The organism is Kaistia defluvii, from assembly GCF_026343955.1.
Lineage (GTDB): Bacteria > Pseudomonadota > Alphaproteobacteria > Rhizobiales > Kaistiaceae > Kaistia > Kaistia defluvii.
Map to the genome: position 1 here is coordinate 71,237 of NZ_JAPKNI010000006.1, position 14,221 is coordinate 85,457.

A 14,221-nucleotide genomic window follows, 5' to 3' on the forward strand; every position below is an offset into this window, starting at 1 on the left:
CTTTCGACGCCGAACCATAAACCAAGACTTTCGGCGAAACGATGTCGAAGCTGGCCAAAACGTGCAATTTCGTGCGCTTACAATTGATTAACCATGCTTCGTAACCGGTCCTTCACCCTGTTCGCTAACCATAGGGGCATATTTTGTTGCGTCGGGGAGTTGGGAAATGAAGGCACTTGCGCGGAAGCCGATCGAGGTCGCGAACCAGGCACCCTGGCTCGACACCATCATCAAGGGCGACTGCATTGCCGCGCTGGAGAAGCTGCCTTCCGCGTCGGTCGATCTGGTCTTTGCCGATCCGCCATACAATCTGCAGCTCGAAGGCGGACTCACCCGTCCCGATCATTCGGTCGTCGACGCGGTCGACGATCACTGGGACAAGTTCGATAGCTTCGAGGCTTATGACGCCTTCACCCGCGCCTGGCTGCTGGCGGTGCGCCGCGTGCTGAAGCCGGATGGCGCGCTCTGGGTCATCGGTTCCTACCACAACATCTTCCGCGTCGGCGCGATGCTGCAGGATCTCGGCTTCTGGATCCTGAACGATGTCGTCTGGCGCAAGGCCAACCCGATGCCGAACTTCCGCGGCAAGCGCTTCACCAACGCGCATGAGACCATGATCTGGGCCTCGCGCGGGCAGGGCTCGAAATACACCTTCAATTACGAGGCCATGAAGGCATTCAACGACGACGTCCAGATGCGTTCCGACTGGCTGCTGCCGATCTGCACCGGAGGCGAGCGCCTGAAGGATGGCGACGGCCAGAAGGTACATCCCACGCAGAAGCCGGAAGCGCTGCTGGCCCGTGTCATGCTCGCCTCGTCCAAGCCCGGCGACGTCATCCTCGATCCGTTCTTCGGCTCGGGCACGACCGGTGCCGTCGCCAAGCGCCTCGGCCGCCATTTCGTCGGCGTCGAACGCGAGCAGGCCTATATCGATGCAGCGCAGGCCCGCATCGATGCGGTCGAGACCGCGCCGGCCGCCGCCCTCGAACTGCTCAAGGGCAAGCGCTCCGAGCCGCGCATTCCATTCGGCACGCTGCTGGAGCGCGGCCTGATCGTTCCGGGCGCCGTGCTGACCGATTCACGCGGCCGCCACCAGGCCCGCGTCCGGGCCGACGCCTCGCTGGAATCCGGCGCCATGATGGGTTCGATCCACCGGGTCGGCGCGCTGGTGCAGGGCTTCGATGCCTGCAATGGCTGGACGTTCTGGCACGTCCACCACAATGGACGACTGACCTCGATCGACGATCTCCGGAAGATCGTCCGCGATGAACTGGCTGCAGCCGGAGGCTGAGCCGACGCCGCGAGGCTCCCGGGTCTCGCGGCGTCCTGACAGGCCGCTGGCGCCCTGGATCCGATGCCGGATCAGGCCGCCAGCGGTTCGAATATCAGCGCCTGGTGCAGCGCCGTGCCGGCCATGACTCCGTCGGCCGAGGCAAAGGTGGCATTGTGCATGCCGCGCGCAATGTCGCCGGCGGCATAGACGCCCGGCACCGTCGTCATCTTCATGGCGTCGGTGCGGATCACCGGGCCGAGCATGCCTTCCTCGAAGGCGCAGCCGAGCTGCTCGGCGATTCCGCTCGCCATTCGCGTGCGCGACCCGGTGAAGAGCGCATCGAGTTCGATCACCCGACCACCCTCGAGGCGCACGCCGGAAAGATCCATCTCCGTTCCTTCGAGGGTCACGACCTTCGCCGGCTCGATCGCGACATCACGGCGGCGGAGCTTCTCCAGCGTCTCGGCATCCGGCATCGCGCCGCCATGCACGAAGAAGGTCGTCGGGCCCCAGTCGGGGATCATCAGCGCCTGATGCACCGACTTCTCCATGACGTTGAGCACGCCGAGCCGCTGCCCCTTGAACTCGTAGCCGTGGCAATAGGGGCAGTGCAGCACCGACTTGCCCCATTTTCCGGCGAGGCCCGGCAGGTCGGGAAGCTCGTCGACGACGCCGAAGGCCAGCACCAGCTTGGCGGCTTCGAGCCGATCGCCCTGGCCGAGATCGATCGCGAAGCCGGCGGGGACAGCCTCGGCATGGATCGCCGCGCCGTCGATGAAATGCACGTTCGGATAGGCGAGAAGCTTTTCGCGCGCCTGGGCGATCATGGCGCGGGGCGCGGCGCCATCCTGGCCGAAGAAGCCCTGCGAGGCGGCGGCGAAGCGGTTGCGCGGCGTGTGGCTGTCGATGACGGCGATAGACCGGCGGGCGCGGGCGAGCTGCATGGCGGCGGAAAGGCCCGCATAGCTGCCGCCGATGATGATGGCGTCATACGGCATGGCTTATGTCCTTCTTCGTGCCCCGCTTTGCGAGGTAGCGCTGGTGGAAATCGGCGGAGAGGGCGGCAAGCGTCACCTCGCCGAGCCGCTTCAGCAGAAGCTGCTCGGCATCGTGAAAGGCGCTCTCCAGGGAGGCGTTGACCGCCTGCTCAACCAGGCAGGCCGGATTCTCGGAGCGGTGGCCGAGCGCGAAGACCGGCGGTGAGCCGAGCGCCACATAGATGTCGTCGAGCGTGACCTGGGCGGGGTCGCAGGTAACGGTCCAGCCGCCGCCATGGCCCTTTTCCGAATGCACGAAGCCGGCATCGCGCAACCCGGCCATGATCCGCCGGACGACGACCGGATTGGTCGACATCATCTCGGCAAGGTGTTCGGAGGTGATCGGCTCGCCGGCCTCGAGCATGTGAAGGAGGACGTGCAGGACGCCCGAAAGTCTGCTGTCGTGTCTCATGAAACAAATAATGTTACATGAGATGCGAAGCTGTCAAGCAGACCGTAAGGCGAGGGGCGAGAAGGATTTGGTCAGGAGATCACGATGCCGTGGCGGGCGAGATCGGCGCGCATCGTGGCGGCGTCGATGAAGCGTTCGGCCTTCCAGCCGGCCGCCCGCGCCGCTTCGACATTGGCCGCGTTGTCGTCGAAGAACAGGGTCGCGGCCGGGGCGAGGCCGAATGTGTCGGCATGCAGCCGGTAGATCGCCGGATCCGGCTTCACCAGTTCGATCCGGCCGGAAACGGTGATGCCGCGAAACAGGCGGAGGTAGGGAAACCGCTCCTGCGCCTCGGTGAAGGTGTCGTCTGCAAAATTGGTCAGGGCGGTGACGTCATGGCCGGACGAGAGCAACGCGTCGAGAATGAGGGGGGTCTCTTCGATCGAGCCGGGCACCATTTCGTGCCAATGCGCGCGCCAGGCGCGGATAAGCGCCTCCTGCTCGGGAAACTCGCCGATCAGCGCCGCTTCCGCGTCCTGCCATTTGCGACCCCGATCCTGTTCCAGATTCCAGTCCGGCGTGCAGACCTCGGCAAGGAACTGCCGCCGCTCGGCTTCATCCGGGATCAATCGTCGGAACGGGATCTCGGGATCCCATCGCAGCAAGACGTTGCCGATGTCGAAGACGATATGCCGGATTTCGCTCATGGCGGGTGCTCTCCGTGTCCTGGAAACGTATGCTGACAATCAGACGCAACATCATCTTGACCCTGTGAAGGCGGTCACTGACAATTTCGCATGCCTTAATAATGTTCCCGCTGGCCGGAATTTCTGCGGTGGCGTAGATTTCGGCCAAAGAAGATTAGCTTGTTTCGTGTCTGGGACCGCGGCTCTTCTCTTCCGTCCTTTGCCGCGACCTACGTCACGGGATGATGTTCCGGGAGAGGCGACCATGTTTACGGGCTCGAAGACGGCGCGGAGGACGGCCGGCGCGGAGTTGGCAGTCTTTCTGTCGGATATCTGGACACGGCGCCTCTCCGGTGCCTTCCTGCTCTTGCTGGCGGGCGCGGGCCTTGCCGCAGCGCCGGCCCAGGCGCAGCAGCAACAGGCGATCGTCGGTCCCGAGGACGCTGTCGTCACCGGTTTCTCCGGCACGGCGCCGGGACAGGCGCCAAACGGTGCCGACCCGCTCGATTACCTCGTCATCCCGGCCGATGGCCCTTCGGCCCGGGTCATCGACCTGTCCAGGCTCGGCGCGCAGGGCGGGCTGTCCGAAGCGGCCAAGCCCTTCACCGTCAAGGCCGGCCAAGTCGGCCAGGTCTTCGGCGCCACGCTCGACGATGCGCCGGCGCCTTCGATCTATCTCGCCGCCACCTCGGCCTATGGCCTGTCGATCGGCCTCGCTGATGCGTCGGGCGGCGGCTTCAAGCGCCTGCTGCACGGCCTGCAGGGCGCCAGCTTCCTGCCCAATCAGTTCGGCCCGGCCGAGCAGCGCGGCGGCCCGACCTCGATCTGGCGCGTCGATGGCACGACCGGCCAGGTCGCGCTCTTCGCCAATATCGGCGACGAGGGCGCCAACGCCGCCGCCTCGCTGGGCGGTCTCGCCTACGACCCGCGCAGCCAGCAGATCTTCGTCGCCGACCGCGCGACGGGCCTGATCCACAAGCTCAGCCTCGATGGCGCCGATCGCGGCACCTATGACCATGGCACGGAAGCGCGCCCGGCCAACGGCTTGCCCGAAGCGCCGCTGACGCCGGTCCGCGTCGATATCGCCAGCCAGTCCTTCGATACCGAACAGCCCGCGACCTGGGGCTTCGCCGATCCGGAGCGCCTGGTCTTCGCGCTCGCGATCCATGGCGACCGCCTGTTCTATTCCATCGCCGCCGGGCCTGAGATCTGGTCGGTCGGCATCAACCGCGACGGCTCCTTCGCCCGCGACGCGCGCTTCGAGACCGCCGTCGATTCGTCCGGACCCGGCATGGAGGTCTCCTCCATCGCCTTCGACAATCGCGGCCTGCTCTATGCGGCCGAACGCGCGCCGCCCACCGGCGCCTACGATTTCACCAATGTGGCGGAGGGCGGCAACAGCCGCGTCCTGCGCTTCCGGCCGAAGACGCAGCCGGATTCCGAGCCCGGTCTCTGGCTGCCCATGCCGGAGCAGTACGCGGTCGGCCTCCTGCCGGATTACCGCAATGCCGACGGCGGCGTTGCGCTCGGTCGCGGCTATGATTCCAGTGGCCGCATCCAGATGAATGCCTGCGCCGTCACGCTCTGGTCCACGGGCGAGCAACTGCTCGGCGATGCCCCGTCCGTCGAGCCCGTCGACGGCCTGCAGGGCAATGACACCCAACTCGTGCTGCCCACCAACGCCCCGCCGACCAACAGCTGGTTCATCGCCTATGGCGACAAGCCGGGCGACAGCGCCTTCTCCGGTCACATGGGCGCCGTCGTCACGCTACCCTGCGAGGCCGCGCCTGCGCCCGGCCGACGCGCCGTGGCGCCGCCACCACCGCAGCGCTTCTCCGAACCGCTGCCTCCGCCGCCGCCGGTCCTGCTCGGCTGCCCGGTCGGCACCTTCCTTGTCGGGGATGCTTGCCTGCTGCCGCCCAGTTGCCCGATCGGCACGCGCTTCCGCGATGGCTATTGCGTCGCCATAGGCTGCCCGCCGGACATGATCCGCATCCGGGGCGAATGCCTGCCCCCGCCGATGCATTGCGAGCGCTACGAGACCTTCGTCGACGGGCGCTGCATTCCCTGGCGCTGCCCGCCGGACCTGGTGCGGCTGCCGAATGGCTATTGCGGCTGCCCGCGCGACGAAATCTATGTCCGTGGCCAGTGCATTCCGCAGCGTTGCCCGCCGGACATGTTCATGACCCGCGACGGTCGTTGCCTGCCGCCGCAGGGCTGCCGCCCGCCCATGTTCATGGATCGAAACGGCCGTTGCGTGCCGCCGGTCGGCTGCCGCCCGCCGCTGTTCATGGATCGCTATGGTCGTTGCGTTCCGCCCCAGGGCGAATGCCGCCCGCCGATGGTGCGCGACTTCAACGGTCGCTGCGTCCCGCCGCAAGGTCAGTGCCGCCCGCCGCTGATCCGCGACAACAATGGCCGGTGCGTGCCCCCGCAGGGCGAATGCCGCCCGCCGATGGTGCGCGACAACAATGGTCGCTGCGTCCCGCCGCAGGGCGAATGCCGTCCGCCGCTGATCCGCGACAATAATGGCCGGTGCGTGCCGCCGCAGGGCGAATGCCGTCCGCCGCTGATCCGCGACAACAATGGCCGCTGCGTGCCGCCACAGGGCGAATGCCGCCCGCCGCTGATCCGCGACGACAACGGACGGTGCGTGCCGCCGCAGGGCGAATGCCGCCCGCCGCTGATCCGCGACAACAATGGCCGGTGCGTGCCCCCGCAGGGCGAATGCCGTCCGCCGCTGATCCGCGACAACAACGGACGGTGCGTGCCGCCGCAGGGTCGTCCTTGCCCCCGTGGCCAGGAGCGGGCCGATAACGGACGATGCCGCCCGATCGCCCCGGTGGAATGTGGCGATGGGCAGATCCGCAGGGGCGGCCGCTGCATCGACGCGCCGGTTCGGCCCACTCCCGACAGGCCGGATTGCCGTCGCGGCCAGCGTCTTGTCGATGGCGTCTGTGTCGATGCCCGTCGCCCGCAGCCACAGACACAGGACTGCCCGGAAGGGACCGTCTCGCGTCGCGGTCGTTGCGTCCCGGTTCGTGCGGAGCAGCCCGACCGGGTCCGTCCTGCGCCTGTCGAGTGCGGCCCGGATCAGCGCCTGCGCAACGGTCGCTGCGTCGACATTCGTCGTCCGCAACAGCCGCAGACGCAGGATTGCCCGGACGGGACGGTCTCGCGTCGTGGCCGCTGCGTACCCGTCAGGGCCGAGAAGCCGGATCAGGTTCGTCCGGCTCCGGTCCAGTGTGGGCCGGATCAGCGCCTGCGCAATGGTCGCTGTGTCGACGCGCAGCCCCAGCGCCAGCGCGACAACCGGCCCCAGCAGGATAGCCAGCCCCCGCAGAACAACCGGCCGCAACGGAACCAGCAGCCGGAACGCAAGCGGCCGGATTGCCCCGATGGAACCACCTTCCGTCGCGGTCAGTGCGTGCCGAACCAGCAGGGCGGCGACAACCAGCGGCCGCAGCGAATGATCCGGCAACAACTGGACCAGCAGCAACAGCCGCCGCAATAGGCGGCCACTCTCACAGGAAGAATGGCGGCCGGTCCCCGGCCGTCATTTGCGTTTGCGGGTCGCTCCGGGGGCCGCCGCCTCGATCGCCTTCTTCATCACGCTGGGCAGAGCCTCATGCGGCAGCTCCGCCGCGCTCGCCCACCAGGCGTCGGCGGGGGCGGGGTGGGTGTCCGGCAGGCGCGCATGCCAGATGTCGAGCGTCAGGCGAAAATGGGTGAAGACATGGATGACGGGCGCGGCGACGCGCTGCCAATCGGCGTCGAGCGGCGCCGCTTCGGGTCCCCGTGATCGCTCGGAACCCTGGATCCAGTCGGAGCCCGGCACTTCGGTCATCCCTCCCAGCAGGCCGCGCTCGGGACGCTTGCGCAGCAGGATGGCGCCATCGGCGCGGATGGCGACGAAGGCGGATCCCGCGCGCTCCGGCCGGTCGGCCTTGGCCGCCTTGCGCGGATAGAGTTCTTCCGTGCCACGCGCATGGGCAATGCAGGCGGTCTCCCAGGGGCAGAGCGAACAGGCCGGCCGCTTCGGCGTGCAGAGCGTGGCGCCGAGATCCATCATCGCCTGTGCATAATCGCCGGCCCGCTTTTCCGGCGTCAGCTGTGCCTGCAGAGCGCCGATTTCTTTCTTCGCGGCGGGCAGCGGCGTCTCGACGGCGAAGACGCGCGACAGCACGCGCTCGACATTGCCGTCCACGACCGCGGCCGGCTCGTCATGCGCGATCGCGGCGATGGCGGCCGAGGTATAGGCGCCGATTCCCGGCAATTCCCGCAGGCCAGCGGCGCTTTCCGGGAAGCGGCCGCCATGCTCGCGCAGCACGGCATCGGCGCAGGCCTTCAGGTTTCGGGCGCGCGAATAATAGCCGAGGCCGGCCCAGGCCTTCATGACGTCTTCCGTCGGCGCGGCCGCGAGGTCGGCGACCGTCGGCCAGCGCGCGAGGAACGCCTCGAAATAGGGCTTCACCGTCGTGACGTTGGTCTGCTGCAACATGATCTCGGAAAGCCAGACCCGGTAGGGATCGGGCTTCACCCCGGCGCGGCGTTCGGCCGGCGGCGTCCGCCAGGGAAGCCTGCGGGCATGGCGATCGTACCACGCGAGCAGATCGGCGGGACGGGGCGGGCTGATGGGCTGAATCATGCCGGGATCATGCTGGAAACGGCGTTGCCGCGCCAGCGAGCGGGAAGGGGATGCGACGTTCGATCCCGATGGCATCCAGGAAATCCCCGTCATGGCTCGCGACCAGCAGCGCGCCGTCGAATTCGCGCAGCGCCGCCTCGATGGCCGCGATCGAATCGAGATCGAGATGGTTGGTCGGCTCGTCGAGGATCAGCAGGCCCGGCGGCGTCGCGCCGCCCAGCACGCAGGCAAGCCCTGCCCGCAGCATCTCGCCGCCCGAAAGAGCATGAACCGGTTTCAGCGCCGCCTGATTGCGATAGAGAAACCGCGCCAGCACCGCATGGGCATGGTTGAGGCTCGCGTCGGGATGGAGCCGGCGGAAATTCGCGACGATCGACAGCCCGGGATCGAGAAAATCGACGCTCTGGGTCAACATGGCGCTGGGGACCGGCCGCCGCACGATCCCGCGCGTCGGCTGGAGTTCGCCGGCAGCGAGCCTCAGCAAGGTCGACTTGCCGGCCCCGTTCGCGCCGACCAGTGCCACGCGCTCCGGCCCGGTCAGCGTGAGGCTGAAATCGCCAAGGGTGGCCGGGCGGTCGGGATAGGCGAACGCGACCTTGTCGAAAGCGAGTACCATCCGGCCCGCCGGCAGCCTGGTGGAGGGCAGGCGCAGCCCCAGCGTCTCGATGCGCTCGACCTCGGCTTCAGCGCTGGAAAGAGCCCCCGCCGCCTCCTGTCGCTGGTGTTCGGCGCGCTGGCCGATCGCGCCGGCGGTGCGCTCGCTGCGATCGCGCTTGGCGTCGAGCAGGATCTTCGGCTGGTCGTTCCTGGCGCGATTTTTCGCGCCGCGGCCGTCGCGCTTCTGCTGGCGCTCGACGCTGGCCTGGATCCGGCGCTCCGTCCCCTTGGCCTCGTTCCGGGCGGTCTCCAGTTCGCGCGCGGCGGCGGCCCGTTCGGCCGATTTGCGCTCGGCATAGAGGTCGTAGTTTCCCCCATAGAGGCGGGCGCCCAGGGGCGAGAGTTCGATGATGCGATCCATGTCGCGCAGCAGCGTCCGGTCATGGCTGACGACGATCGCGCCCTTCTTCCAGCCGGCCAGTATGCGCGCCACGCAGGCGCGGCCCTCGGCGTCGAGATTGTTGGTCGGCTCGTCGAGCAGGATCAGGTCGGGTTCGGCCAGAAGCAGCGCGGCGAGCCCGAGCCGGGTGCGCTGGCCGCCGCTGAGGCTGCCGATCGCCCGGCCGGGATCGAGCCCCACAAGGTCGACGGCGGCGAGCGCTTCGGCCAGGCGGGTTTCCAGCGTCCAGTCCGCCTCGGCAAAATCCTCATCCGTGCCGAGCCCGCGCTCCAGCCGCTCGAGCCGTTCGAGATCGGCGTCGAGGCCGAGCGCGGTGGCGGAGGTCTCGCGCGGAGAGGGCTGAACGGTCTGGCGCAGCAGCCCGATCCGGCCGGCGCGCTCAACCGAGCCGGCGGAAGGCAAGGCTTCGCCGATGATGATCTTCAGGAGGGTCGATTTTCCGACGCCGTTGCGGCCGACAAGACCCGTGCGTTCCGGCCCGAAGGCGAGATCGAGGGAGGTGAGCAGTGGACGGCCGTCGGGGGTGGCGAACGAAACGCCATGCAGGGCCACGAGCGACGTGGCGGCACGAAGAGACATGAGAGATACCGGAGACGGAAGCAGGGCGCGGGTGGGCGCGCCGGGAACAGGCGGAATATGGCGACTACGCCGTCGCGAATGCCTGCTGCTTCATTGTCCTGAACTCCTGCGCCTGTCGGTCGATCCTAGATAGGCGACCGAAGCCGGTATGCCAAGTCCGCAATCATGTCGGCATCGGGGCGGGCGTCTTGCCGGACCGCACCCATGATCTATCTCAAGGTGTGGCGAACCGAAGGTGGATCATGGCAAGCGACGTCGCCCGTTTTGTCGGAGATATTCCGGAGCACTATGATCTGGGGCTCGGGCCGGTCCTTTTCCGCGTCGCTGCGGAAGATCTCGCTCGACGCGTCGAGGCGCATAATCCTGCGGTCGTACTGGAGATCGCTGCCGGCACCGGCATCTTGTCCCGGCAGCTGCGCGACAGGCTTCCGGCCAGCGTGCGGATCACCATAACGGATCTGAATGCGCCGATGCTGGAGCGGGCGCAGACCAAGTTCCAGCCCGGCGAACAGGTCGAATTCCAGACCGCCGACGCGATGGTGCTGCCATTCCGCGACAATTCCTTCGACGTCGTGGCCTGCCAGTTCGGAATGATGTTCTTTCCGGACAAGGACCGCTGCAATCGCGAGGTGTTTCGCGTCTTGGCGCCCGGCGGCAGCTATCTGTTCAATACGTGGGGGTCTCATGCCGACAATCCGTACGGCCGGATCGCGCACGAAACCATCGCCAGCTTCTTCCCCGACGATCCGCCGCAGTTCTACAAGGTGCCGTTTTCCTGTGCCGATGCCGAGCCGATCCGCGCATCGCTTGCGGCGGCAGGGTTTACCGACATTGAGACGGACTTCATCCGGCGACAGGCTGTCATTCCCGACGCCCATGCCTTTGCGCGCGGACTGGTATTCGGCAATCCGACCATCGCCGAGATCCGGGCGCGCGGCGGCGTCGATCCCGACAGGGTCGTCGATGCCTTCGTCGAGGCGCTTCACCGGGAGTTCGGTGCCGATCCCGGTCTCATGCCCATCAAGACGCTGGTCTTCGAAGCCCGAAAACCGGGCTAGAACGATCGACCGGGTCTATCCCGCCTCGCGGAACTGCTCGGCCGTTTCAAGGTCGACCGAGACCAGCTGGCTGACGCCGCGTTCGCCCATCGTCACACCGAACAGGCGGTTCATCCGGGCCATCGTGATCGGGTTGTGGGTGATCGTGACGAAGCGGGTGTCGGTCGTCCGCGCCATCTCGTCCAGCAGGTTGCAGAAGCGCTCGACATTGTGGTCGTCAAGCGGGGCGTCGACCTCGTCGAGCACGCAGATCGGCGCCGGATTGGTGAGGAACACCGCGAAGATCAGCGCCATCGCCGTCAGCGCCTGCTCGCCGCCGGAAAGCAGCGTCATGGTCTGCGGCTTCTTGCCGGGCGGGCTGGCCATGATCTCGAGGCCGGCTTCCAGCGGATCGTCGGATTCGGTCAGCTGCAGTTCGGCCGCGCCACCGCCGAAGAGATGCGTGAACAGCCGCTGGAAGTGACCGTTCACGACGTCGAAAGCGGCGAGCAGCCGTTCGCGGCCCTCGCGGTTCAGGTTGGCAATGCCCTGGCGCAGCCGGCGGATCGCCTCGATCAGGTCGTCGCGATCCTTGATCAGCGCTTCGCGCCGGCCGGCAACTTCGACGGCCTCTTCGTCGGCGCGCAGATTGACGCCGCCGAGCTTTTCGCGCTCCTGCCGGAGCCGGTCGAGGCGGGTCTCCAGCTGGCCGAGGTCCGGCATCGGCGCGGAAGCATCGATCTCGGCCAGTTTCACCACGTCATGCGGCTCGCAATCCAGGATTTCCAGGATGCGCGCCTCGATCTCGAGCCGGCGCTCCTGGGTCGCCTTCAACCGCTCTTCGCCCCGGCCGCGCTGCTCGCGCGCCTCGGAAAGCGCCGTCATGGCGTCCTGCGATGCGCGATCGAAGCGAGACAGCGCCTGCTCGCCTTCGCGCAGCGCGTCGGCGGCGTCGCGCTTGGCCGCCTCCCCCCGGTCGATTTCCGAAAGCAGGGCCCGCCGTTTCTGCTCGATCTCGGCCGGTGCGTCGGCAAGGCCAGCGCGTTCGGTCTCGATCTCCTTGCGGCGACCGGCCAGGATGCGGCCCTGGCTCTCGGCGTTGAGGGCGCGTTCCTGCCAGTTCCTGCGTTCCGCCGCCATCGACTCCAGGCGGCGTCGGCGCACCTCCGACTCCCGCGTCAGGCCATCGGCGGCGGCCCGGGCTTCGGAAAGCGCACCACGCTCCTCGGCGACCGTGCCGCGCAGGATCATGACCTCCTGCTGCGCCGCGAGAGGGTCGGCGGCGTCGGCGAGCGCGGTTGCGGCGCTGGCGTGCTGGGCTTCGGTCTCGGTGACCGAGGCGACGACGCGCTCGCGCGATTCCTCCAGCGCCGTGCGCCGGCTGGTCAGGCGGCCGGCCTCGCGCTCGACGGCGGCGAGACGACTGCGCGCATCGTCCAGCGTGCGCTGCGCGGCGCGGCCGGCCTCGCGCACCATCCGCTCCTGTTCCTGCGCGGTGCGGGCGGCAAGCGCTGCCTGCGCCAATCCGGCCTGGTGTTGCTCCACCTCGGCGCGGGCACCGATCGCCGCTTCCTGCAGTTCGGCCAGACGGTTGCGGTTGGCGAGGCGCATGGCGGCGGCCGTCGGCGCCTCGGCGGTGGCGACATAGCCGTCCCAGCGCCAGAGATCGCCCTCGCGGGAAACAAGAAGCTGGCCGGTCTTCAACGATTTCTGCAGCGCCGGGCCATCGGCGCGGGCGACCAGCCCGGTCTGGGCCAGCGCGCGGGCCAGCACGTCGGGCGCCTTGACCTTGGCGGCAAGCTGCTGCGCGCCGGCGGGGAGGGCGGGGTCGTCGCCCAGCGCCGCGACATCGCGCCAGTGCGCGACCATGGCGAGGTCGTCCGAAGCGTCCAGCGCATCGCCGAAGGCGGCCGCCAGCGCCGCCTCGAAACCCTTGGCGACGGAGAGCGTGTCGAGCAGGGGCGGGCGCTTGCCGGCCGGCGCCCCGGATCCCAATATCTTGGCCAGCGTTCGCGCTTCCGTCTCGATGCCCGAAAGCGCGCGCTCGGCTTCCGCCAGCGGCGCACGGGCGGCGGTCTCGCTGTCGCGGGCCTGCGCCGTCAGGCGCTCGGCCGCCTGGGCCTGGGCGTCGGCCTCCGCGACGGCGGCCTCGCCGGCGGCGACGGCTGCCTGCGCCGGGACGACGCCCGGCAAGGCGGCGATCTGGCTGACCAGCGCCGTCAGTTCCCGGTCGACTTCCGCAAGCTGGTTGCGGGCGCGGGCGGTGCGCTCGCCGGTCTCGCGATGCGCGCGCTCCAGTTCGGATTTTCGCGCCGCGATCGCGGCATGGGCGGCGGTCGCCTCGGCGAGCTTGCGCTCCGTCTCGGCGAGCCGGGCCTCGGCGAGGCCGCGCGCCTCGTTGGCCGAAGCCTGCTTGCCGACAGCCTCGGCGTCCTCGGCCCGGAGCGTCTGCTCCTCCGCGTCCAGCCGGGCCAGGATATCCGCGTTCTCCCGCACCATGCGCTCTTCGCGAAGAATGTCCTCGTTGAGCTGGGCGAGGCGGCGATCGAGGTCGACCAGCCGCTCCTTCATCCGCTTTTCGTCGGCGTCGAGCGCGTCGCGGGCGAGTGTCAGGCGCTGCAGCGCCGCCGCGGATCCGGCCTCTGCCTCGCGCAGCGCCGGCAGCTTGCTGGCGGCGACGGCCTGGTCGCGGGCCGCGCGAGCCTGCGCCTCGCTGCGGGCCACCACGGTTTCGCCCGCCGCCTGCAGCGCCGTTTCCGCGTCGCGCATCTGCACGGCGGCGGCGAGCATGCGCAGGTAAAGGACGGTCGCTTCCGTCTTGCGGATATCGGCGGAAAGGTTGCGGTAGCGGTTGGCCTGCCGCGCCTGGCGCTTCAACGCCTCGAGTTGGTTCTCGAGCTCGGAGAGCACGTCTTCCAGCCGCTCCAGGTTCTGCTCGGCGGCGCGCAGGCGAAGCTCGGCCTCGTTGCGGCGGGAATAGAGCCCGGAAATGCCGGCCGCCTCTTCGAGCACCGCGCGGCGTGCCTGCGGCTTGGCCGAGATCAGCTCGCCGATGCGGCCCTGGCCCACCATGGCCGGAGAGCGGGCGCCGGTCGAGGCGTCGGCGAACAGCAGCTGCACGTCGCGGGCGCGGACGTCCTTGCCGTTGATCTTGTAGACCGAGCCCGATTCGCGCTCGATCCGACGCGTCACTTCCAGGATGTCGGCATCGTTGAAGGCGGCCGGCGCCATCCGGTCCTGATTGTCTACGACGAGCGTAACTTCGGCGGTGTTGCGCGCCGGGCGCTTGCCGCTGCCGGCGAAGATGACGTCGTCCATGCCGGACGCGCGCATGTTCTTGTACGAGCTCTCGCCCATCACCCAGCGTAGCGCTTCGACGAGATTGGATTTTCCACAGCCGTTCGGGCCGACCACGCCGGTCAGCCCCGGCTCGATCAGGAAATCGGTGCCTTCGACAAAGGACTTGAAGCCGTGGACGCGGAGCCGCGTGAATTTCATGACGCGGTACCGGGC

At 68.5% G+C, this 14,221-nt stretch carries 9 protein-coding genes; 3 read left to right on the forward strand and 6 right to left on the reverse strand.

Features of this window, described 5'->3' with window-relative positions:
- Positions 1-166 precede the first annotated feature (166 nt).
- Positions 167-1,291, forward strand: a complete 1,125-nt coding sequence (locus OSH10_RS16300; RefSeq protein ID WP_266332954.1) for a site-specific DNA-methyltransferase — start codon at positions 167-169, stop codon at positions 1,289-1,291.
- Between the two features lie 71 nt (positions 1,292-1,362).
- Here OSH10_RS16300 and OSH10_RS16305 read toward each other — a convergent pair whose 3' ends face one another.
- The 3 genes from OSH10_RS16305 to OSH10_RS16315 all read right to left on the reverse strand — a co-directional run bounded on the left by OSH10_RS16305 (position 1,363) and on the right by OSH10_RS16315 (position 3,408).
- Complete coding sequence (locus OSH10_RS16305) at positions 1,363-2,271, reverse strand: NAD(P)/FAD-dependent oxidoreductase (RefSeq protein WP_266332955.1); 909 nt, start codon at positions 2,269-2,271, stop codon at positions 1,363-1,365.
- The gene (locus tag OSH10_RS16310; protein WP_266332956.1) at positions 2,261-2,722 is read right to left on the reverse strand and encodes an Rrf2 family transcriptional regulator; all 462 of its coding nucleotides are present in this window, start codon (positions 2,720-2,722) and stop codon (positions 2,261-2,263) included. The genes OSH10_RS16305 and OSH10_RS16310 overlap by 11 nt, the downstream gene beginning before the upstream one ends.
- A gap of 71 nt (positions 2,723-2,793) precedes the next feature.
- On the reverse strand, positions 2,794-3,408 hold the full coding sequence (locus tag OSH10_RS16315; protein ID WP_266332957.1) for an HAD family hydrolase: 615 nt from the start codon (positions 3,406-3,408) through the stop codon (positions 2,794-2,796).
- 244 nt (positions 3,409-3,652) lie between these two features.
- Between OSH10_RS16315 and OSH10_RS16320 the strand changes: the two genes are divergently transcribed.
- Complete coding sequence (locus tag OSH10_RS16320) at positions 3,653-6,901, forward strand: hypothetical protein (RefSeq protein ID WP_266332959.1); 3,249 nt, start codon at positions 3,653-3,655, stop codon at positions 6,899-6,901.
- A 42-nt stretch (positions 6,902-6,943) separates the two neighbouring features.
- Here OSH10_RS16320 and mutY read toward each other — a convergent pair whose 3' ends face one another.
- Both mutY and OSH10_RS16330 read right to left on the reverse strand, forming a co-directional pair.
- A complete protein-coding gene (gene mutY, locus OSH10_RS16325; RefSeq protein ID WP_266332960.1) occupies positions 6,944-8,035 on the reverse strand; it encodes an A/G-specific adenine glycosylase in 1,092 nt (363 codons plus the stop codon).
- 7 nt (positions 8,036-8,042) lie between these two features.
- Positions 8,043-9,671, reverse strand: coding sequence for an ABC-F family ATP-binding cassette domain-containing protein (locus tag OSH10_RS16330; RefSeq protein ID WP_266332961.1), 1,629 nt, complete (start codon positions 9,669-9,671; stop codon positions 8,043-8,045).
- A gap of 188 nt (positions 9,672-9,859) precedes the next feature.
- On the opposite strand from OSH10_RS16330, the gene OSH10_RS16335 reads away from it, so the two are divergent.
- Complete coding sequence (locus OSH10_RS16335; protein WP_266332962.1) at positions 9,860-10,729, forward strand: class I SAM-dependent methyltransferase; 870 nt, start codon at positions 9,860-9,862, stop codon at positions 10,727-10,729.
- A 15-nt stretch (positions 10,730-10,744) separates the two neighbouring features.
- Here OSH10_RS16335 and smc read toward each other — a convergent pair whose 3' ends face one another.
- On the reverse strand, positions 10,745-14,206 hold the full coding sequence (gene smc / locus OSH10_RS16340; RefSeq protein ID WP_266332963.1) for a chromosome segregation protein SMC: 3,462 nt from the start codon (positions 14,204-14,206) through the stop codon (positions 10,745-10,747).
- Positions 14,207-14,221: the final 15 nt, after the last annotated feature.

Bases quoted from the DNA above. Each gene is read 5' to 3' on its own strand.
- OSH10_RS16330 (WP_266332961.1), bottom strand. From the start codon at position 9,671: ATGTCTCTTCGTGCCGCCACGTCGCTCGTGGCCCTGCATGGCGTTTCG.
- OSH10_RS16300 (WP_266332954.1), top strand. From the start codon at position 167: ATGAAGGCACTTGCGCGGAAGCCGATCGAGGTCGCGAACCAGGCACCC.
- OSH10_RS16305 (WP_266332955.1), bottom strand. From the start codon at position 2,271: ATGCCGTATGACGCCATCATCATCGGCGGCAGCTATGCGGGCCTTTCC.
- mutY (WP_266332960.1), bottom strand. From the start codon at position 8,035: ATGATTCAGCCCATCAGCCCGCCCCGTCCCGCCGATCTGCTCGCGTGG.
- OSH10_RS16315 (WP_266332957.1), bottom strand. From the start codon at position 3,408: ATGAGCGAAATCCGGCATATCGTCTTCGACATCGGCAACGTCTTGCTG.
- OSH10_RS16310 (WP_266332956.1), bottom strand. From the start codon at position 2,722: ATGAGACACGACAGCAGACTTTCGGGCGTCCTGCACGTCCTCCTTCAC.
- OSH10_RS16320 (WP_266332959.1), top strand. From the start codon at position 3,653: ATGTTTACGGGCTCGAAGACGGCGCGGAGGACGGCCGGCGCGGAGTTG.
- smc (WP_266332963.1), bottom strand. From the start codon at position 14,206: ATGAAATTCACGCGGCTCCGCGTCCACGGCTTCAAGTCCTTTGTCGAA.